The following is a 20976-nucleotide window of genomic DNA, read 5'->3' as shown; positions in this document are numbered from 1 at the left end:
GCTAATCTACTCTTTTACTATAATCAAATTCAAACCAGATTGCAAGTAATTTGTTGTCTTTTTTATTAAAAATTTTACTTCTTTTTTTGAAAAAATCCCTTTAATTTTGATTTTAATTATTCTAACTTTGAAATTAATTAAAAGGACTGATTTTTTAAACCATCTAACGAGATAGTGTGTTATACTGTAAAACAAACTACTTTTATTTAAGTAAAATTTTATGGATAAAGAAGGTTATGCCCGTGAAAAAAATAACAGTTCATACTTCGCTTATGATTTTAATCACTTATTTAGCGGCTCAATTTGTTCCAATATTTATTGCTTTAATGGCACCCAAAAACTTACGAGCTGAGTTTTCAATATATGGTAGTTTAATTTGCTTTGCTTTAGGAGCAATTATTATGCTACTATTAAATCGTAAATCAACTATCCGCAATAGTTTGACTTTACAAGAATCAATTCCAGTTTCTAAAGTAATTATTTGGGGAATTGCAGGGTTTTTCTTAGCAATTTTTGCTCAACAAGTGGCAATGATGATTGAGGTCAATTTATTTAATTTCTCAACTAACTCTCAAAATACAATTGGAATTTTAACTATTATTCGTAAATATCCTTTGTATTTAGTTGCTACATCTATTTTTGGACCAATAATGGAAGAATTTGTTTTTCGTAAAGTAATCTTCGGATTCTTTTATGACTTAACAGGGGCAATTGGAGCAGCCGTCATTAGCTCATTACTCTTTGCTTTTATTCATATGGATGGTCATATTTTACTCTACTCAGCAATGGGATTTGTTTTTTGTTATCTTTACACAAAGACAAAAAATATTGCAACACCGATGATTGCCCATATATTAATGAATAGCACTGCCGTTTTAGCTAGTTTATTCTTCAATTAGTGTAAAAAATACGGATAAGGCTGTTACTTAAAAAAAGTTATGTTAGTTATAGCCACAGAAAGGATTTTTTAGTTAAATGAGCAAAAATGGATTTTTAAGCCAAATTATTTTCAACTATCTTTTAGCAGCCATATTTATTTGGTTTGCGATTGATTTTGTATCAACTTCTGGTTGGGGATTTTTCACAATTTTATGTGTCTTGATCGCAACAAATGATTTTGTTCGTGGAACAAAAATGTTGCAAATTTTTATTCAAATTAGTAAAAACAACAAATCTAATTAAAAAAATGAACTAGTGATAAAACCCATTTCTAAATCAAAAAAGAGAGAAAACAGATTTTTACTGTTTTCTCTCTTTTTTGATTTAAACTTCTTCCATTGGTTCATTCGCAGTATAGTGATCTAAGAAATAAATCAGCGTTTGCAATTCATTCGTTAAATCAACATTTTGTACTCGAATATCATCTGGAACTGAAATTCTTAATGGTGTAAAATTCATGATTCCTTTAACATTTGCATCAACCAATTGGTTTACTGTTTCTTGGGCTACTGGTGCTGGTACAGTTAAGATCACAACTTCAATCTGTTGTAATTTTAATTGCTCAACCATTTCACTCATTGGATAAACTGGAACACCACTAGCGATAGTTCCTACTAGATTCTCATCAATATCAAAAGCCGCACTAATTCGTGTATTATTGCTTTGGTGGAAATTATAATTTAATAAGGCATGACCAAGATTTCCGACTCCGATTAATGCAACATTTGTTAAACGATCTTGATTTAATGTTTTACTGAAAAAGTTCAATAAATCTTCAACATCGTATCCATAACCACGTTTTCCAAGCGCCCCAAAGTAAGAAAAATCTCTTCGGATAGTTGCGCTGTCAACTTTTACAGCATCACTAAGTTCCGTTGAAGAGACACGATCTTTTCCTGCGTCATTTAAAAAACGTAAATAGCGATAATAGATAGGCAAGCGTTTTGCTGTTGCCTTTGGTATTTTTTGATTTGGCATTTTCTTCCCTCCACTTACTTTTTTACTAATTTATTTGTTGAACCTTTTTGTGTGAAATTCACAATATCAATGGATTCGTATGTCTTTTCACAATTACATATTACACATTGAACAAACTAATTATAGCATGATTTAAGCATATTACCAGTTATCTGCTTAAACATTTTGATTTTTTATTTTCTCAAATTAGAGAATAATTCACAAGAGCTCACTTGTGAAGTCCTTCTTGTGCAAAACTTCTATAGAAAAAGATTTGTTTTCAATTCTATCTTTTTAAATTCTGTGCTACACTAAGAAAAGCAAGCATTAAGAAAGGATACTGAAATGATTTTACTACAAACGCAACAAGTAGCACGGTACTTTGGTGCCGATGTGCTTTTTGAAAATATTCACTTAGAAATTCAAGATACTTCTCGCATTGCTTTAGTTGGTCGCAATGGTGCGGGGAAAACAACCTTATTAAAAATGATTGTAGGACAAGAAGAACCTGATGCCGGTAAAATTGCTAAAGGCAAATCTGTAACAGTTGGGTATTTAGCCCAGCATTCAGGATTAGATTCCACTCGAACTATCTGGGATGAGATGTTAACTGTCTTTGAACCCGTTATTCAGATGGAACAGCGTATGCGTCAGTTAGAAGTTCAAATTGGTGATCCTGATTTATTAGAAAATCCTGAATTGTATCAAAAAATCTTAGATGATTACGATCAATTGCAACATGATTTTAATTTGGCGAATGGCTTTGGTTTTGAAGCAGAAATTCGTTCCGTGTTACATGGTTTTCGTTTTTTTGAAGAAGACTACAGTAAGCATATAGATCAACTATCTGGTGGACAAAAAACCCGTCTAGCTCTAGCTCGTTTATTATTGGAAAAACGCGATTTATTAGTACTGGATGAACCAACGAATCATTTAGATATTGCTACTTTAAATTGGTTAGAGGACTATTTACAAACCTACAAGGGTGCCTTATTAATTGTATCCCATGATCGCTATTTCTTAGATAAAGTTGTCAATGAAGTCTATGAACTAAGTCGTCAAAAGATGCATCATTATAAAGGCAATTATACAAAATATTTAGATCAAAAAGCAGCGAATTTAGAACGTGAATGGAAAGAATTTGAAAAACAGCAAACTGAAATTGCAAAACTTGAAGATTTTGTTGCTCGTAATTTAGTTCGAGCAACTACGACAAAACGCGCACAAAGTCGTCGAAAGCAATTAGAAAAAATGGACCGGCTGGACAAACCCTTAGGTGATGAAAAATCCGCCCGCTTTAAATTCCGTCCTGCCAAAGAAAGTGGCAATGTTGTATTAACATTAAATGATGGAGCTGTTGGATACGATGGCGAAATTATATCGACTCCAATTCACCTAGATGTTCGTAAACTAGATGCTATTGCTCTAGTTGGACCAAACGGAATTGGTAAATCAACACTTTTAAAATCCTTAGTTGATGACCTCCCTTTAATTCAAGGAGAAAAACGCTTTGGTGCTAATGTCTCGATTGGATATTATGACCAAGAACAGGCAAATCTTAATTCAACTAAAACAGTTCTTTTAGAATTATGGGATGAACATCCTTCTACTCCTGAAAAAGATATTCGTAGTATTTTAGGAAGCTTTTTATTTTCAGGCGAAGATGTTGAAAAATCGGTTTCTAGCTTAAGTGGTGGTGAAAAAGCTCGACTAGCGTTAGCCAAACTTTCAATGGAACAAGATAATTTTTTGATTTTAGATGAACCTACCAACCATTTAGACATTGATAGTAAAGAGGTTTTAGAAGAAGCTTTAATTGAATTTCCAGGAACCTTACTTTTTGTTTCTCATGACCGTTACTTTATTAATCGAATTGCGACAACTGTTGTAGAATTATCAGAAACAGGTAGTACACTTTATTTAGGTGACTATGATTATTATCTTGAAAAAAAAGCTGAAGAAGAGGAATTGCGTTTATTGGCTGAAGAAGAACGGATGAAAAATCAACCACAAACTGTGACGACTGCTTTGGAACAAAAATCTGGAACAAAAGCCAACTATCAAGTTAGCAAAGAAACCCAAAAGATTGTCCGTCAGCTAACAAGACGAATTGAAGCTTTAGAAGCTGAAATGGCTACACTAGAGGAAACGATTACACATTTAGAAACGCAACTAACCTTACCAGAAGTTTTTGGGGACCATGTGAAAGTTCAAGAAATCAATCAGACATTACAAGAATTACATGCTAAGAATGAACGTTGCTTGAATGAATGGGAAGAGCAGAGTATGGCCTTAGAAGAATTAGGTAACATTTAAAGAAATAAAAAAACTGTAACCTACGTTCTAAAAAATAAAAAACTGCAAGAAATCCATTTTTACAAATGTTGATTTCTTGCAGTTTTTATTTTTTAAATTGACTGATTGTTATTCAAAATAGTAGTTTTTTGTCTCTCTCACTCTTTTTTAAATAGTATCAAATGACAAGCCAGGCTGTGCATTTAAATCATAGGTAGCAAATTCAGATCGTTGATAAGAGATATACGCAGCAGCTCCAATCATAGCTGCATTATCTCCACATAGGTTTAAAGGTGGAATTACTAGCTCTACATTAGGAAATACTTCTGCCATTTTTTTAGTTAAAGTCTCACGTAAACCACGATTTGCAGCAACGCCACCAGCTAATACTAACTGCTTTACTTGTAATTCTTCAACTGCTTTTAATGTCTTCGTCACCAAGACGTCGACAACACTTGCTTGAAAACTTGCAGCTAAATCATTTTTATCTAGCTCTTCACCTTTTTGTTCAGCATTATGAACTGTATTAATAAAGGAACTCTTCAAACCACTAAAACTAAAATCATAATTTTCTTCACGAATCATTCCTCGGGGAAAATTGAATGTATCCGTTCCAACGTGAGCCATTTCATCAATACGTTTCCCACCAGGATAGGTTAATCCTAGGACACGACCGACTTTATCGTAAGCTTCTCCAGCAGCATCATCTCGTGTTTCACCAATAATTTGATACTGTCCATCTTCTTCCATGAAAACTAATTCTGTATGACCACCACTAACAACTAAAGCCAACAGTGGGAATAACAACGGTTGGATTAAACGATTTGCATAAATGTGTCCTGCCATATGATTGACTGGAATGAGTGGCAAATTATGAGCATAAGCCAACGCTTTCGCTGCATTTACACCAATTAATAAGGCTCCAACTAAGCCTGGTCCTTCTGTAACAGCAATTGCGTTCAACTCTTCATAACCAACTTCAGCTTCATTTAACGCTTCTTCAATACATTGAGTAATCTGCTCCACATGATGTCGACTAGCAATTTCAGGGACAACTCCACCAAATCGCATATGACTTTTAATTTGTGAGGCGACAATGTTGGAGCGAATATGAATGCCATTTTCAATTATTGCCGCACTTGTTTCGTCACAGCTTGTTTCAATTGCTAAAATTAAGTTTCGTTCATTTGACATTTTATTCACTCTTTCTACCAGTCATTTATAATGCTAGTTTCATAATTATTGCATCTTCAACGGGATAATCATAATAATCTTGCCGAATATTCACTAATTGGAAGCCTAATTTTTTATAGACATGAATTGCCAATTTATTACTTTTTCGCACTTCTAGATGAACAACGCCTGCCTCTGAGGTACGCAAATAATCTAACCATTGGTTTAGTAATTCCGTTCCAATTCCTTGATCTTTCAATTCGGCTGCTACAACAATATTCGTAATTTCAACTTCTTCAAAAATCTGGCGATAGCCAACAAACCCGATTATTTTATGTTCCTCTAAGGCCATAAAATACTGAACATAAGGCTGTTTTAGATCTTTATTAAAAGTTTCTGCACTCCAAGGAGATTCATGATCGTAGCTTTTTTCAGCTACTTCAAACAGATCCACTCCAGTATAACGGGTCTCTTTTATTTCAATAAACCTAATCTGATTTTTGTCTAATTTTTCTATCATTTGTCATTCTTTCCTTTTAGCGCTTTGTACATTTCTAATGCATCTTCACGGTTTTCAGTATAGTAGCCTTTTTTGATTTTACCATCTTGGAATCCTAACTTACGATATAAATTCTGTCCACTTTGGTTGGATACTCGAACTTCCAAGCTAAACAATTTATTCTGATCCATAATCGCTAATTGCTCCATTTGCTGGATTAGAACTGTTGCCAAACCTAACCGACGATAATTAGGAATCACAGCAATATTGGTAATATGCGCTTCCCCTTCGACAAACCATGAACCAATAAATGCTACAGCTTTATCATAGACTTTTAGAATTAAATACAAAGCATTGCGGTTATTTTTCATCTCATGTTCAAATGCTTTTTGACTCCATGGCATTTCTCCATGATAACTTAAGCGCTCAATCTCCAATAATTCTGGAATATCTGCAACTGTTCCAATTGACAAAATCGCATTTTCATTGGCATTCATGGGAAACTCTGTTTTAGTCAGACTTACTCGTTCTGTCAAACGCTCCCAGCGCCACCTTTGCTCTGTTGCTTCTTTTTCATTTGAACTAATCGTTAACCAATTTCTAAATTTTTTCAACATAGCTTTCCTCCAATTGATCCGGATGAGCTAACCGCCAGTTTTCTTCAGCTTCGGCTAATTTTAAATAATCAGGAATAAAAGTATGGGGATCAACAGGCTCTGCGGTTGTTGCTAATAATCCCAAAACACTCCCTCTAGGCAATTGATTTTGAGCTGAAGCGATTCTTACTCGTTCACCAAATTCGGCTCTAAAAGTAGCTTCGTGCAAACTCCAATCACTACCAACTAATTGAATAGTTTCTGTTTTAAAACGACTAGCCAAAAACTTCGCCCACTCACTTGCTGAAATATGTGTATCTGGTTCAATTTGCTGTAGTTCTGTTCCTTGCCATTGATACAAACCTGTATAAATATTACCACGTCTTGCATCCATTAATGGAACGATTAAATCTGTTGATTCTTGGCAATTTCCTGCTAAAACTTTTAAGCTAGAAATTCCAGTTAACTCTTTATTTAATGTCCATGCTAATGTTTTCGCTATTGTCACACCAATTCGTAATCCTGTATAAGAACCCGGTCCTTTGGCTACTGCGATTCGATCTAATTGGTTAGGTTGCCAATGAACTTCTTTCATTAATTGATCAATTGCCGGCATCAAGCGCTCACTATGATTGCCTTTTATATTTGTTGTAATTTCACCGATAATAACTTGATTTTCGATAACCGCTACACTCATCACTTGGTTAGACGTATCGATTGCTAAAATTTTCATAATTGAGCTCCTTTAATTGATTCACTTCCTTATATTTTAGCATAAAACCGTGTAAAGATTAAGTAAAGAAGCCAAAGACATTTTTTAGAATAATTTCATTTGACTTACTTGATTTGTAGAACTAAGCTAAGTCTCAATTTAACCCTTAGAAAATAAAAACAGAAAATTTCAATTATAATTTGAAATTTCCTGTTTATTTTTTAAAGTATAAATTGAATAATTGGTATAATGGCTAATAAAATAACTTCAAACACTCTATTTTTATTTGAAATTCGTTCTTGTATTTTGATTAAGAGTATATAGGCTATAATGGCAAGAGTCACGCCAAGTACATTAAAAACCCTTGTACCAGAAGCATATATGGTAGGACTTAAAAACATCAACATAGACGATAAAATCCCTGCTAAATAACAAAGTGAAACTAAAATTTGTTTACCACTAGCTTTTACAGATGCATAAATCAATAAACCTATAAATAAAGTCCAAATAACATATGGAAATGCACTTGCATAGAAAGCTTTATTAGTTAAGAAGCTAAAATTAAAATAAGATTCTTTAGAAATCAGTTTAATTCGCTCAAAATCGAAGAAACGAACATTTTTGAATATATTGGCTGCAAGTAAAAAAATACTAGATGAAATCAAAGTCTTCTTTAACCATGACGATGGCAATAAATAACAAGTCATTCCACTAATCAACATTAGAATCCATAACATATACGCTATAACTTGTCCATAAAGCCAGCTAAATCCAATACTCAAACGGCTCAAAACACTTAATTCATAAAAATTTGGAAACCAACGAGCCACTTCACTCTGCATCCTGAGAGCATTTCCAGGAGAGAAATACATAATCAAAAAACCGATTATCAAAATAGTAACGCTTAAATAGAGATAGAGTGGAATCGTTCTTTTTTTTACCAAAAGCGCTATAATTGTTGCTAAAAATACACCAATCACACAAATTAACACTTGCTCATTTGTAAATGAAACAATGAAAGTCACAAACAATCGAATCCAGTTTTGAAAAGAGAATGTCATATCTGTCTCTCTGTAAAAATAATCTGCAAGTGGAACTAAAACATAAATTCCCATCGCAAGAGGCCATAAATAATTAATTGATCCGGTAATCCAAAAAAAACCTTCATTGATAACAGATGAGGAAACAAAACCAATGATGCACATTACAGAAAGTGTTGAAAGAATAGATGCTTTAGGTGAAAATAGACGCACTATTGAACGACACAATAACACTAAGAAAAAGCTGTTAAGAATTCGCCATACTGTAAGCGGCACTAAAAATATATAAAATAAAATAGCGTCTGGCACTATCCTTGCAGACCAAACGTTAAAACGAGAATTTAAATAAGTTAAAAATGAAGCTTGCTTATGAAAATTAGCAAACCATTCATCGTCACTACCTGGGGACATTTGAAATCGAAAATGATACAATACCACTAGACTAAATACAATTAGCCAAGCAAAATATTGCGGTTTAACCTTCAGCTTACTCACTAAACCACTCCTTTAATTCAACTATATGATTAGCTTATCATTTAAAAAGTATAACACAGAACTCCTTTGAAAAAAATGCATTAAAATAACAAAAAAATATTTTTCCACAGCTAAAAAACCCAAAAAAACAGCGATTAATTATGCTTTAATAAGAAAAAAAAGAAATTAAAATAACTTAAAAATATTATTTTTTTGATTATCCCTTCTAACAAACACACCTACAGTTCTTTTTAACCAAATAAAAAGATAAGTAAAAAAAATTATAATAAAACCATGAAATAAACGACAATATTACATGCTTATTTATTATTCATTCCAATTTTCACTCTATTTTTTCTATTCTTGCTAGGGTGACTGATTAAAAAGCAAAAAATTACTTGGTTCAAAAATGTGATGTAGTTCTTTTTTAGTTGATAAAAATAGTCTTGCTTAAATCTCAAGTTATGGAACTAATTATCTAGTTGAAATAGAGCCTTTCAAAATATTAACTATCTTTTCTTATTATTTTACCTATAACAGTCATCAGTACTATCCTCTTATGAGTCCCTTCTGACTTCTTTTCCCCTTACTATTCAAAAAAATCTAGACAAGCAAACAAATAATGGTTGCTTCATTTTTATTTTCTCTTTCTATAAATTTTTTACAATTAATGATGAATTATTTTTATGTGGGTAGTAGAATTTTTGATAGTATGGATTTAATTGCCAATGTATTGGGTGATATTATCGAATTTTAGTTGTATCAAATCTGTAATCGTATTTTTTATATCATAAAATTAATAAAAAAAGACTAACCAGTTACCCTTTCATAAAAAATTTAATTACTAATAAAACAGGAGTTAGATTTTTTAATGACTAGATAAATGCATATTAGTTGATTTTGTTTTCTAAAACTAGTAAACTTTAGTTATTCTAAACCGTTCACATTTTAGACATATTTATTTCTCGTCACTTTGGAACAAATTCGCTAATCTCATAATAGAACAGTACTTGATAGCTAAATAAAATTTAGGAGGAATGTACGATGACTGATTTTAAAGATAAAGCAAAAGGTTTAAAGGATCAAGTTGCGGGTGAAGCAAAAGAAGCTTTTGGTAAAGTAACCAACAACGCTGAAAAAGAAGCAGAAGGTAAAGCTCAAAAACTAAAAGGTGCCGTTGAGAAAAAAGTCGGCGATTTAAAAAAATAAATTTATTCTAACTAAGATACTAAAAAACGTTTTAAACAAGGAATCACTTGTTTAAAACGTTTTTTACTAATTCAAGGTACTTTCTCTTAAAATTAAATCTGTTGATAAAGTAATCTTTTTAGCGGCTTGACGATTAGAGGCCATTCGATCCAAAAGTAAATCAACGCCTGTTTCTCCCATTAATTCTGTATAAACTTTCACTGTACTCAATGATGGAAAAACATATTTAGCTACACTAATATCATTAAAACCAATCAGGCTCACTCGTTCTGGTACTTGGATGCCCTCTTCTTGTAAAGCGCGTAAACACCCCACAGCAATTGGATCATTTCCAGCAAAAATTGCTGTCGGCAAATCCTCTCCCAGTTCACTAATTGCTTTTTTCATCTGCTCATATCCAGCTTTAACTTCAAAGGAATCAATAAAACAATAGCCCTCTACATAAAGCTTCTTTTCCCGCAAATAGCTTTCAAAAATTTTTGTTCGTGTATCAATAATTGTCCCTGAACGATCACCATAGCATTCTAATCCACCAATATAGCCAATCTTAGTGTGTCCTGTAGCAATAAAATGATCCAAAACCGATCGCACAGCTTGTTCAAAATCAACTACAACTGAATCGTATTTATGAATCAACTGGTCAAAATTAATAAAACAAATAGGCTTTCCCCATTCTGTTAGTCGAGCAACTTGGACTGGGCTACATTCACCTAATGAGATGATGCCAACGATGTCTTTTGTCATTTCAAATGGTGTATCTTGAAAGACACGTAATGTTTCATACCCTTCCTCCGCGATTCGTTTTTCTGCCCCCATCCGCAAAGAAAGATAGTAAACATCATCTAATTCTTCTTTTTCTGTTGACCATTGCATAATTGCAATTTTGCCATTTTTAGTTAATTTTACTTTCTTATGCTTGGTATACTCTAACTGCTCTGCCACTTCAAATATTCGTTTTTTCGTTTCATCCCCAACAGATAAGCTCTCATCATAATTCAATACGCGGGAAACTGTAGCGCTAGATACCCCAGCTTGTTGGGCAATATCTTTAATTGTCGCCATCTTAAATTCGCTCCCCTTCTATCTTTTTTTCTTGTATCTATTAAGATACTAGCAAATTTTCTTAGTTAAAACAATCCATCTCCTTAAAAAGGATTTAAATCACATCAAACTGGTAAATCGTTTCAGATTCAAATTTTTTGTCAGCATTCAATTGAATCGAACCAAAGCCTTGTTGATTCACTGCATCTGGTAGTCCTTGAGTTTCCAACGTGATTCCTGCATACTGCTGTACAGGTGCGTCAGCCAACTCAAATTCACCATTAAATTGATTTCCAGAATATACAACTACAGAAGGACAGTCGGTATACATCTGCACACGGCGTCCACTCATTGGCTCAACTAAACTTGCTTTAACTTGCTGCTCCTGATTCGCTTTAAATACAAATGCATGATCGTATCCCTGTGCTAATTTATTTTGAGCGTGCTGGCTAGATATACCACGTCTAAGCACTTCTGGTCGTTGAAAATCAAAGGCTGTCCCACTAACCTCTAGCAACTCGCCAGTTGGAATTAAATCAGATTGTAACGCAACAAATCGGTCACTAACCAGCATTAGCTGATGGTCTAAAATAGACTGCTTTGGATTACCAGTTAAATTAAAATAAACATGATTCGTTGGATTAAATAAGGTACTCTGATCTGTTTCACCTAAATAATGCACCTTCCATTGATTGAATTCATTTAAACTAAAGGTCACTTCCACCTTTAAATTTCCAGGATAACCAAATTCACCGTCTGGACTAACAGTAGTAAATATCACACCAGCTTCTGACTCTGTTTGATACGTCTTAGCTTGCCAGACTTTCTGGTTAAAACCACCACCTCCATGAAGCTGATTTTCGCCTTCATTTTGACTTATTTGGTAGTTTTTTCCATCTAATGTAAATTTACCTAACGCAATTCTACCTGCAACACGACCAACTGTAGCACCTAAAAAAGCAGTTTGTTGTTGATACTCTGCTACTGAGTCAAATCCTAATACAACATTCTCTCGTTTACCATAACGATCTGGAACGCTAATTTTAGTGACTGTTCCACCATAATTGATGGCTGAAACTTGCATACCTTGGCTATTTTCCAATGTATATTCTGTAATTTGATCGTCACCAACAACTCCAAATTTTTTTTCAAAAATAATCATTTTTTAGCTCCTTAAGTGAATTTATTTTGTTTTTAATGCTAAAATAAACCGATTAAATGCAGCTAAGCCTATTTCTGTTTGTTTAAAGACCCCTGCATCTTCTAAGACTTTTAAGAAAACCATTCCAACGGCTTCCTCAATAATTCTTGTTACATTATCCACTGTGATAAGTGAGTGGGCTTGTTTTAATTGAGCTGCCCAAATCTGATGATAGGGTGCAACTTCTTCGGCTTGATTCAACAAATAGCGTCTTACTACTTGTAGCTCTTCTTTCAAACGTGGTGGCAATATCGCTAATCCCATCACTTCAATTAATCCGATATTTTCTTTTTTGATATGTTGACTTTCTTTATGGGGATGAAAAATTCCATCTGGATAATCAGCTGTTGTCCGATTATTTCGTAAAACTAAATCCAATTCAAAATAAATGCCATTTTTCCGTACAATTGGTGTAACCGTATTATGCGGTGTTCCATCAGCAGAAACTGCTTGAATAGCGACTGCATTATCTGAATATCCTCGCCATTTCTCCAAAATATAAACAGCTGCCAATTCTAATTCATGCTGATTTTCACCACTTAGACGGATTACTGACATTGGCCATTTTACAATACCCGCAGATACCGTTGGAAAATCTGGTAGCTTAAAATGACTGATTAACAATGCTTTAGCCATCCCAAAAATATGGCGTCCCCCTTGATAGTGATCGTGAGATAAAATTGATCCACCAACAATTGGCAAATCTGCATTGGAACCAACAAAATAATGTGGAAACTGTTGAACTAGTCCAAATAACTTACGAAAAGTTGCTGCTTCAATTTTCATTGGACGATGCTCTGCTGCTAAGAAAATACAGTGTTCTTCATAGTACGCATAGGGCGAATATTGGAATCCCCATGCTTCTTGATTTAATTCTAACCGAATAATTCGATGTTGTGTTCGAGCAGGATGATTTACTCTTCCTGCATACCCTTCATTTTCTATACACAATAAACATTTAGGGTAATCAACAGCAGGAGTTAATTTTTCTAACGCAATTTGCTTAGGATCTTTTTCTGGCTTAGATAAGTTAATGGTAATTTCTAATAAACCAAACTTCGTTTCAACAGTGAATAAATCATTTTTTGCAATTTCTCGTGTTTTAATATAATTATTATTTTGACTTATTTGGTAAAAATAATCAGTAGCCGTGATTGGGTTTTCTTGATATTTTTTCTGAAATTCGTGATTAATAGCTGAAGGCATCGGTGTAATTAAATCCATAATTTGTGCCTCAAGCATCTCTCTTTCAACTAAACTAATCACTTGCTGTTCAATTGCATAGTTTACCAGTTGATCCATGATGGTTAAGCGAGGCTGTATAATAGATGAAGCTTTTAAATCTAGCTTCAATTCTTTTTTGCCAATTAATTCAGCAAGTAGATTGGTTAAATAAATACGATCTATTGAGGCAATTTCTTTTTGGATAATTCCAATTTCAATAAAATCAATTATTTGTTGGTCAATCATTTGGTTTTCGCTCCTTCTCTTACTTTTATTTATTTTACTCCTAAATACTTTGCCCCATCACTAATACTTGCTAGATAAAAATCAGCTGGATAACCAATTTTAGCTTGATAGCTGGCTCCTACGTTTTGAATAAATTCATCAATTTTATCTACTGCTACAATCGCAATACCACAGCCTCCAAAACCAGCACCTGTCATTCTAGCTCCAATCACTCCTGGTTGTTCCCAAGCGACTTCTACTAATGTATCCAATTCAATTCCTGATACTTCATAATCATCTCGTAACGAACGATGAGAGGCATTCATTAATTGGCCAAATTCTTCTAACTTCCCAGATTTTAAAGCAGTTGCTGCTTTAATTGTTCGTTGGTTTTCTGTAACAGCGTGTTTTGCTCGTTTGAGTAAAATCGGATCATCAATTAAGGATTGATTGCCAAAAAAGGTTTCTTCGTCTAGTTGTCCTAAAGAATCAATTGTTAATTTTGTTTGAAGCTGACTCAAAGCTGACTCACATTGACTACGACGTTCATTATATTTAGAATCCGCCAGTTCTCTACGTTTGTTCGTATTCATAATCACAATTTTGTGATCCCCTAAAACAACGGGAACCATTTCATAGGCTAACGTATCACAATCAAGTAAAATAGCTTTATCTTTCTGACCCTTTCCAATAGCAAATTGATCCATGATACCAGAGTTAACGCCTATAAATTCATTCTCAACTCGTTTACCTGTAAAAATTAGTTCTAGCTCAGCCAAGTGCAAATCAAATAAATTTTGTAAAATCACGCCAGTTAGCAATTCAATCGACGCTGATGACGAAAGTCCTGCCCCATTAGGAATCGTTCCATAAAAGAGAATATTCATACCACGGTTAATGACATGCCCACTTTCTTGCAAATAGCGGATCATTCCTTTAGGGTAGTTAGTCCAATTATCTGTTTTTCGATAATCTAACTCAGCTAAATCAAATGAAATCACACCTAACTCAGAAAAGTTTTCTGAGTAAAGATTTACTAGTGTATCTTGTCGTTTAGTCGCTAACCCATATGTGCCAATTGTAATCGCACATGGAAATACATATCCGCCGTTGTAATCTGTATGTTCACCAATTAAATTAATTCTTCCTGGGGCAAAAAATTCTTGAGGATTTTTTTCTTTAAAAACGGTTTCAAATTTTTGAATAAGTTCATTAATTTTCATTATTTTCTCCTTTTTTTAATTTATTTTACTAAATTATACAATTAATTTTACTAAAACACAAACTTTTTTACTAATTTAATTAACTACTAAATAAAAAACACCTACGAATCTCTTTGCTAAATCAGCTAAAGAAATTCATAAGCGGTAAAGTGAACTATTTAATTCACTCATTATAATCTATTCAAATTTGTCATTATTTTAATAAGTTGATTAGTAATATTCCATTCACTTGTAATTGATATTAGTAAGGCTTGGGCATGATTAAACAAATAAGAATATGGAAGTTTCTCTCCATTTCGCTCTTTTTGTAAAATTTTCATTTGTGAATGATTCGCAATCTGTAACTCTTTTTTTGCTAAAAGTAATTCCTCTTGGGCTAGGTTGTATTGTTGTTGACTAATACTCTTTGATGCTTCTGCAATAGATTGTCTAGCATCTCCAACATGAAGAATTATCTTCATTGCTTGCTCATTTAGCTCTCTTTCCAAGACTGACACCTCCACTAAATATACCGTCTATTGAATAGTTTATTTATATTGCTAATTCAACTGATGAGGATTTTTAAGGATTGAATCTGATTGTTTGCTTGATGATTCTGTTAATTAACAGTTAAATCCTAGTTCTCTTTTACTGTTTAGCAGAGTTAGTAGAGATAGAAACCATTAGATACCTTCAACCTGATCGGCACGATGTATTTGATTAAAGGCAAACTAATGATCGCTACAGTTCTACTGTTCTTAAATCTATGGCAAAATAAGAACACTCTTACATTAATATTAAGCACGAAAAACGATTTTAGCACTTATTCCATCATGTTTCGTGATAATAATCTTAATATAGCATATTTTATGATTTTAGACAACAAAATACTTACTTTGATGCTATTATTTATTTATAAAGATTATTTTATAATTTTTTGATAAAAAGATACATATTGCGACAATTGGGAGGATGGTAAGTAGTGAATCTAGGTGAACGCATTCGGATGTTACGTGAAAAAAAATATTTAAAGCAAGAAGATTTCGGGAAAATTTTCCATTTGGAGCAAACAACGATTAGTTCCTATGAAAGAGGAATTAGCCAGCCTTCAATTAAAACAATCACTGACATGGCACGTTTTTTTGGCGTTTCTGTTGATTACTTGGTTGGGAATAACCATGAGAATATTTATGAGGAATTGGCGGATACTAAGAATTATATTCAACCCGGTAAAACGATTGAAGAGCAAGCTGAATATTTAAAGCATTGGTTCATTAATCAAGCACATGGGATAAAAAAAGACGACAAATGTTAGATGATATGTTTTAATAAACCTTCTTTTGTTTTCAGAAGGTTTATTTTTGTATAGCCATTTACGATTTTACTGCAAAAAAAAGCACCTTTTATGATATACCAAACAAATAAAGCACATTTTATGCTTTTTAATAATAAAAAATCGCTATAAATGATACTATTAGTGATAGATAAATTATTAAGTAAGGAGGCTAGTTAATATGACGATTGGCGAAAAGATAAAAATGCTGCGTGAAAAGAGTGGCTTAACTCAAAAGCAATTAGCTGAACAACTTTTTCTTAAACAAAATGCTATCAGTGCTTATGAAAAAGGTGTCAACCAACCTCCACTTGAAATTGTTCGATTGCTTGCAGCAACTTTTAATGTCACTTCAGATTATTTATTGGATATTGATCGTTCCACTAAAGTCTCTGCTTTAGAACGTACATTTCAAAGTATTTTAGATGAAGTTATTTATGAAGAAAGTTATGAATATATTCGTAATGGGGATGTTTCTGAGGAAACTGCTGAGCTTTTAAAACTAATGATTAAAAAAGATTTTAATTTATTAGAAGATATTTACAAAAAATAAATGATTCGATGAAAAGACAATTCATAACTATATGAGTTGTTTTTTTCTTTTTACTATGTATGAGAGGGTTAAAAATAGCAACTAACTATCTTTTAACGGATAATTACTTACTATTTTTATCTTTAACCAATTGCCTTTGCTTTTAAGTATGATTATTTAGATTGTTACATGATGGATTACTAGGTAATAATTAAAAAAAGTTAAATGAATTGATTCCAAACTCCAGAGCATCTTGCTCAATAACCTGAGTTAATTCTTGATTGGCATTCATCAAACCGAGTGCATAAGACAACGTATAGTCCTTGCTAATTTCTTCAGATACAGACTTCTCTAGCTTATAGCGGTTAAGACCCTTTTCATATAATAAAGAGTCCAATAAATGATAGTTCGCTGAATGAATCGAGATGTCCATGCCTGTTTCAATTAAACGAATAGCTTTGTGATACTCATGGCATTTAGAATAAAATTTTGCTACATTAAAGTAAATTCCCGTGATTTCATCAAAATTATCGTTTAGTTTATCTTTTATTTTATGAATATCTTCTAATGATTTATCATAATAGACTTTGGCTTTTTGAACATCTTGTTTTAATTCATAAACTATACCAATATTATTTGTTAACAAAATATCTAGCTCTGCCAGCTCTTTAGCACTATCTAATGTCAGAGCCAGATTAAAATAAAAAAGAGCCTCTTCACCATTTTTTAAACTGAATAGGTTAATGATCCCTAAAAAGTAATAGTATTTCTTTTGGTCGCTATCATTTTTTAGTTTTTTTTCATCGATTGATTCAGTTAAAATCGTGTACGCCTCTTGATACTTCCTCTTCTTACATAATTGATCAATCTCATAAAATGCAAGATAATTCATCTCAGAATCGTTCTCAGATGTAATATCTGCCTGCGAGACTTCTAACCGATTACATATTTTCACAAAAATTGACATCGTTGGAACTTTATTATGATTTTCCATCTGACTAATGGTTGCTTGAGTACAAATTCCATGGGCAACTTCTTTTTGTGAAAGACCTTTTGCTTTACGAGCTTTTTTTACTTTGTCACCTAAAATCATCAATTTAATCAACAACTCCCTGAAAACAATATTATCGTAACTTTCTATATGAGGTTTGTCCAACTATAAAGATAAAACTTTTTACTACTTCGTTTTCATTTAAGCTAATTTGGAATTTTCTATTATTTGGAGAACACGTTTAAAGAAGCACCGGCGAAAAATAGATACTACGATTAGGCTTATTTAGATTAGGTCACTGTCATTCTTGATATTTTTACAACAGTTAGATGCATGAATTAAAGCTTATTCATTTCAAATTTTGAATAACTTTTTCAACTATTTTACATGAGTAAGCAAATTTTTTATTTATTTAAAATCAACTATTTTAGCTAATTTTAACACGTTAACCCCACAGTAAATTCAAAATGTAATCGACTTCTATTCGTGTAAAGAGCCATTCCCATTTCTAAACATTACTTGCTCCATAAAATAAACTTCAACCAACATTAGTTAAATAACATCAGCAATAAACACTTATAAACATACTTTAGCATAAGGTTAGGTTTAAGAAACTGAATTAAAGATACTCAGTTCATCCCATTATATCTTGTTTTTTATTAAAAATACATCTATTTCAGAGGATAAAGGTTTACATAATATTTCTATTAATGATATAATACAATTGGATTATAAATAAAATATATTGTATCAAACACATTGTATTGGAGGGTTGAGTGTGCAACTATCACATGAAGAAATTGCAAATCTACTATATACGAACTGTACCACTTTCTTAATTAATACTATTGATTCTGGAGGATTTCCTTATACTGAAATCATTGATACGCCAATATATAAAGACACGGCTAAAAACTATTATTTTTACACAAGACATGATTCTCTAACATTACGCAACCTTATTGTTACAACCAATTCCAGCTTCAGTTTCTATAATCCAACCATTTATAAAAAAGTTACACTAAAAGGTTTGCTAAGAGTTATTCCAGAGAATCAAATCCACTTGTCTAATGGAACGTTATTACTTAGTCAAAAAGAATACCAAATTGTTCATTTTACCAGTATTGAAGGGTTACTCTATTCAGATTACCAAACACATTTATTTTAAACGCTCTATGGATAGCAAAAAAACTAGTCAAACTAAGAAAAAATAACTCTTAGATGTACCGCCCCCCAAAAGTTAGACCTAAAAAATCTAACTTTTGGGGGTCTTTTTGTATGGCAAAATATAGCACAGAATTTAAGATGAACGTTGTACAAAACTATTTAAATGGAGAAGGTGGAATGAAGTATTTAGCTAAAAAATATGGCATTAAAGGAATCTCTCAAGTACAAATTTGGATAAATACGTACAAAGAATTTGGTGAGGAAGGTCTACTTCGTAGTCGCCAAAATAAAACTTATTCTGTTCAATTCAAGTTAGATGCGATAGAGTTATATCTAACAACAGAGATGTCCTATCGAGAAGTTGCCAATCAGTTTGGAATGACCAATTTTTCTATGATTGCCAATTGGCGTAAAGCTTACCAAGAAAATGGAGTAGATGGGCTCTCACAACCGAAAGGACGTCCATCTAAAATGCCTAAAAAAAAGAATAAATTACCAGCTATTGATTCTTCAAAAAAAGAGTTAACCTATTTAGAAGCGCTAGAGAAAGAAAATCTACAGTTAAAAATTGAACTTGCCTATTTAAAAGAATTAAGGAGGTTGCGTTTGATGGAACAGCAACAGAAAAACAAGCACGAATCATTCATAGCCTCCGAGGGAAATTCAGATTAATCGACATTCTTGAAACCCTAGGGTTTCCTAGGTCAACCTATATGTATTGGCAAAAACGCTTTAACCGTGAAAATCCAGATAAACCAATTGAACAAGAAATGGAAAAAATTCATCACGAACATAAGGATTATGGCTATCGTCGGATGAATCAAGAACTTAGAAACCGTGGTATCCTTGTGAATAAAAAGAAAGTGCAACGTTTAATGAAAAAATTAGGAATCTTGGTACGCTCATTCACACGGAAATCACGGAAATACAATTCCTATAAAGGAACTGTTGGGAGAGTGGCAAAAAATCGGATTCATCGTCATTTTTATACAAGTATTGTTCATCAAAAAATGACAACAGATACAACAGAATTTAAGTATTATGAAAAAGATCACTCGGGTAGTTTGCGTATTAAGAAACTCTATCTAAACCCGTTCATGGATATGTATAATAGCGAGATTGTCTCTTACTCAATTTCAGAGAAACCTACAGCAAAAGCGATTATGGATGCATTAAATGGAGCTATTGTGAAAACGAATGATTGCCTCTATCGCCGAACGTTCCATTCCGACCAAGGATGGGGATACCAAATGAAAGCCTATAGCCATGAATTAAAAAAGCATCATATTTTTCAAAGTATGTCTCGTAAGGGAAACTGCTTAGATAATTCTCCTATGGAGAATTTCTTTAGTATTCTCAAACAAGAACTTTACCATGGCGTTATCTACAAAAGCTACCAAGAATTAAAACAAGCGATTGAACACTATATAGAGTACTATAATCATTCTCGAATAAAAGAAAAATTAGACTGGCTAAGCCCAGTTCAATTTAGAAAGAAAATGAGTTTAACTGCGTAAAAAAACAGAGTAGAAAATCTACTCTGTAAAAAAGTCTAACTTTTGGGGGTCACTACAAGATGACTAGCTTTTTTTATTTTGCACTTTTTAGTAACAATTCCCTATTATACAAAAAAGTGTGTACTAGATTTCTCCATAAACTGCTTCAAATTCAACAGATGCCTAAACAATAACTTGCTGATTTAAGATTTTCTTTAAGCTGATACGCCCTTTCTACCGTTGAATAACAGTCTTCAACTAAAATAGTTGCGATAATAACGTAACTTGACTCTATTTTGACTAGCTAGCACTACCATCAATCTCTGTAAAATAGAATACAGCACAGCCATTTTGATCAATAGGATTTTTACTAATAAGTCGTCATACTCATCACTATACAAAGCGAGAATTCCCTATTTTGGATAATCTTCTAACGTTTGATAGTTCAGCAAAATTCACTTATGTTAACAAAAGTAACGGTTGCGTATTTTGATTTAAAGGATAGCTGTTCGTTCTAGGAAAATAACCATAGCCCCAAATCATTCAAGTCGCCGCTAACTCCAAAGACAGAGCAAGTTGTTGACTATCTCCTTCAATTATTAATAATATGCTTTTGGAAAAATAGTAAGCAATTCTTGATTCATTCTGATTTTCGCCTAACTTCACTTAA

The 20976-nt window shown here is 32.8% G+C and carries 20 protein-coding genes; 8 read left to right on the top strand and 12 right to left on the bottom strand.

The genetic code is table 11. The annotated features are described in order from the left end of the window. Positions 1–242 precede the first annotated feature (242 nt). Together BR43_RS14760 and BR43_RS14755 are read left to right on the top strand one after the other, a co-directional pair. Complete coding sequence (locus BR43_RS14760) at positions 243–899, top strand: CPBP family intramembrane glutamic endopeptidase (RefSeq protein WP_245617872.1); 657 nt, start codon at positions 243–245, stop codon at positions 897–899. A gap of 76 nt (positions 900–975) precedes the next feature. Beyond that, the gene (locus tag BR43_RS14755; RefSeq protein ID WP_034563281.1) at positions 976–1182 is read left to right on the top strand and encodes a YdiK family protein; all 207 of its coding nucleotides are present in this window, start codon (positions 976–978) and stop codon (positions 1180–1182) included. 81 nt (positions 1183–1263) lie between these two features. On the opposite strand, the gene BR43_RS14750 is transcribed toward BR43_RS14755, so the two are convergent. Further along, positions 1264–1917, bottom strand: coding sequence for a redox-sensing transcriptional repressor Rex (locus tag BR43_RS14750; protein WP_034563278.1), 654 nt, complete (start codon positions 1915–1917; stop codon positions 1264–1266). Positions 1918–2241: 324 nt separating this feature from the next. Here BR43_RS14750 and BR43_RS14745 point away from each other — a divergent pair, with 324 nt between their 5' ends. After that, the gene (locus BR43_RS14745) at positions 2242–4212 is read left to right on the top strand and encodes an ABC-F family ATP-binding cassette domain-containing protein (RefSeq protein WP_034563275.1); all 1971 of its coding nucleotides are present in this window, start codon (positions 2242–2244) and stop codon (positions 4210–4212) included. Between the two features lie 147 nt (positions 4213–4359). Here BR43_RS14745 and tsaD read toward each other — a convergent pair whose 3' ends face one another. The 5 genes from tsaD to BR43_RS14720 all read right to left on the bottom strand — a co-directional run bounded on the left by tsaD (position 4360) and on the right by BR43_RS14720 (position 8706). Further along, a complete protein-coding gene (gene tsaD / locus BR43_RS14740; RefSeq protein WP_034563272.1) occupies positions 4360–5385 on the bottom strand; it encodes a tRNA (adenosine(37)-N6)-threonylcarbamoyltransferase complex transferase subunit TsaD in 1026 nt (341 codons plus the stop codon). Between the two features lie 25 nt (positions 5386–5410). Continuing rightward, a complete protein-coding gene (rimI, locus tag BR43_RS14735; RefSeq protein WP_034563269.1) occupies positions 5411–5884 on the bottom strand; it encodes a ribosomal protein S18-alanine N-acetyltransferase in 474 nt (157 codons plus the stop codon). Continuing rightward, positions 5881–6480 carry a ribosomal protein S18-alanine N-acetyltransferase gene (gene rimI, locus BR43_RS14730; protein WP_034563267.1) on the bottom strand — a complete coding sequence of 200 codons (600 nt, stop codon included), beginning with the start codon at positions 6478–6480 and terminating at the stop codon, positions 5881–5883. Before rimI (BR43_RS14730) ends, rimI (BR43_RS14735) begins: the two co-directional genes overlap by 4 nt. After that, on the bottom strand, positions 6464–7192 hold the full coding sequence (gene tsaB, locus BR43_RS14725) for a tRNA (adenosine(37)-N6)-threonylcarbamoyltransferase complex dimerization subunit type 1 TsaB (protein ID WP_034563265.1): 729 nt from the start codon (positions 7190–7192) through the stop codon (positions 6464–6466). Before tsaB ends, rimI (BR43_RS14730) begins: the two co-directional genes overlap by 17 nt. Positions 7193–7392: 200 nt before the next feature. Then, positions 7393–8706, bottom strand: a complete 1314-nt coding sequence (locus BR43_RS14720) for a DUF6056 family protein (RefSeq protein ID WP_034563264.1) — start codon at positions 8704–8706, stop codon at positions 7393–7395. A gap of 1023 nt (positions 8707–9729) precedes the next feature. On the opposite strand from BR43_RS14720, the gene BR43_RS14715 reads away from it, so the two are divergent. Further along, a complete protein-coding gene (locus BR43_RS14715; RefSeq protein ID WP_034563262.1) occupies positions 9730–9894 on the top strand; it encodes a CsbD family protein in 165 nt (54 codons plus the stop codon). Positions 9895–9960: 66 nt separating this feature from the next. Here BR43_RS14715 and BR43_RS14710 read toward each other — a convergent pair whose 3' ends face one another. The 5 genes from BR43_RS14710 to BR43_RS14690 all read right to left on the bottom strand — a co-directional run bounded on the left by BR43_RS14710 (position 9961) and on the right by BR43_RS14690 (position 15296). Next, on the bottom strand, positions 9961–10956 hold the full coding sequence (locus BR43_RS14710; protein ID WP_034563260.1) for a LacI family DNA-binding transcriptional regulator: 996 nt from the start codon (positions 10954–10956) through the stop codon (positions 9961–9963). 94 nt (positions 10957–11050) lie between these two features. Then, positions 11051–12097: an aldose epimerase family protein gene (locus BR43_RS14705; RefSeq protein ID WP_034563258.1), complete on the bottom strand. Its 1047-nt coding sequence runs from the start codon at positions 12095–12097 to the stop codon at positions 11051–11053. Positions 12098–12118: 21 nt separating this feature from the next. After that, positions 12119–13606 carry a UDP-glucose--hexose-1-phosphate uridylyltransferase gene (gene galT / locus BR43_RS14700; protein WP_034563256.1) on the bottom strand — a complete coding sequence of 496 codons (1488 nt, stop codon included), beginning with the start codon at positions 13604–13606 and terminating at the stop codon, positions 12119–12121. 29 nt (positions 13607–13635) lie between these two features. Next, the gene (locus tag BR43_RS14695; protein ID WP_051934062.1) at positions 13636–14802 is read right to left on the bottom strand and encodes a galactokinase; all 1167 of its coding nucleotides are present in this window, start codon (positions 14800–14802) and stop codon (positions 13636–13638) included. 176 nt (positions 14803–14978) lie between these two features. Then, complete coding sequence (locus BR43_RS14690; protein ID WP_034563250.1) at positions 14979–15296, bottom strand: PTS lactose/cellobiose transporter subunit IIA; 318 nt, start codon at positions 15294–15296, stop codon at positions 14979–14981. Between the two features lie 473 nt (positions 15297–15769). On the opposite strand from BR43_RS14690, the gene BR43_RS14685 reads away from it, so the two are divergent. Beyond that, entirely contained in the window at positions 15770–16102 is a 333-nt protein-coding gene (locus tag BR43_RS14685; RefSeq protein WP_034563248.1) for a helix-turn-helix domain-containing protein, read from the top strand. Between the two features lie 199 nt (positions 16103–16301). Next, positions 16302–16673 (top strand): helix-turn-helix domain-containing protein, encoded by a 372-nt coding sequence (locus tag BR43_RS14680; RefSeq protein WP_034563246.1) that lies wholly within the window; start codon positions 16302–16304, stop codon positions 16671–16673. 190 nt (positions 16674–16863) lie between these two features. On the opposite strand, the gene BR43_RS14675 is transcribed toward BR43_RS14680, so the two are convergent. After that, the gene (locus tag BR43_RS14675; RefSeq protein ID WP_245617908.1) at positions 16864–17745 is read right to left on the bottom strand and encodes a helix-turn-helix domain-containing protein; all 882 of its coding nucleotides are present in this window, start codon (positions 17743–17745) and stop codon (positions 16864–16866) included. Between the two features lie 676 nt (positions 17746–18421). Here BR43_RS14675 and BR43_RS14670 point away from each other — a divergent pair. Both BR43_RS14670 and BR43_RS19670 read left to right on the top strand, forming a co-directional pair. Next, positions 18422–18811 (top strand): pyridoxamine 5'-phosphate oxidase family protein, encoded by a 390-nt coding sequence (locus BR43_RS14670; RefSeq protein ID WP_034563242.1) that lies wholly within the window; start codon positions 18422–18424, stop codon positions 18809–18811. Positions 18812–18921: 110 nt separating this feature from the next. Continuing rightward, positions 18922–20327 (top strand): IS3 family transposase gene (locus tag BR43_RS19670; RefSeq protein ID WP_157463898.1). Its coding sequence is split into 2 segments (ribosomal slippage): positions 18922–19468 and positions 19468–20327, totalling 1407 coding nucleotides; the frame shifts between segments, so codons are not numbered across the junction. Positions 20328–20976: the final 649 nt, after the last annotated feature.

Source organism: Carnobacterium gallinarum DSM 4847 (assembly GCF_000744375.1).
GTDB classification, from domain to species: Bacteria; Bacillota; Bacilli; order Lactobacillales; family Carnobacteriaceae; genus Carnobacterium; species Carnobacterium gallinarum.
The sequence above is the reverse complement of the archived record's forward strand: the minus strand, read 5'-3'. Positions and strand labels throughout refer to the sequence as shown.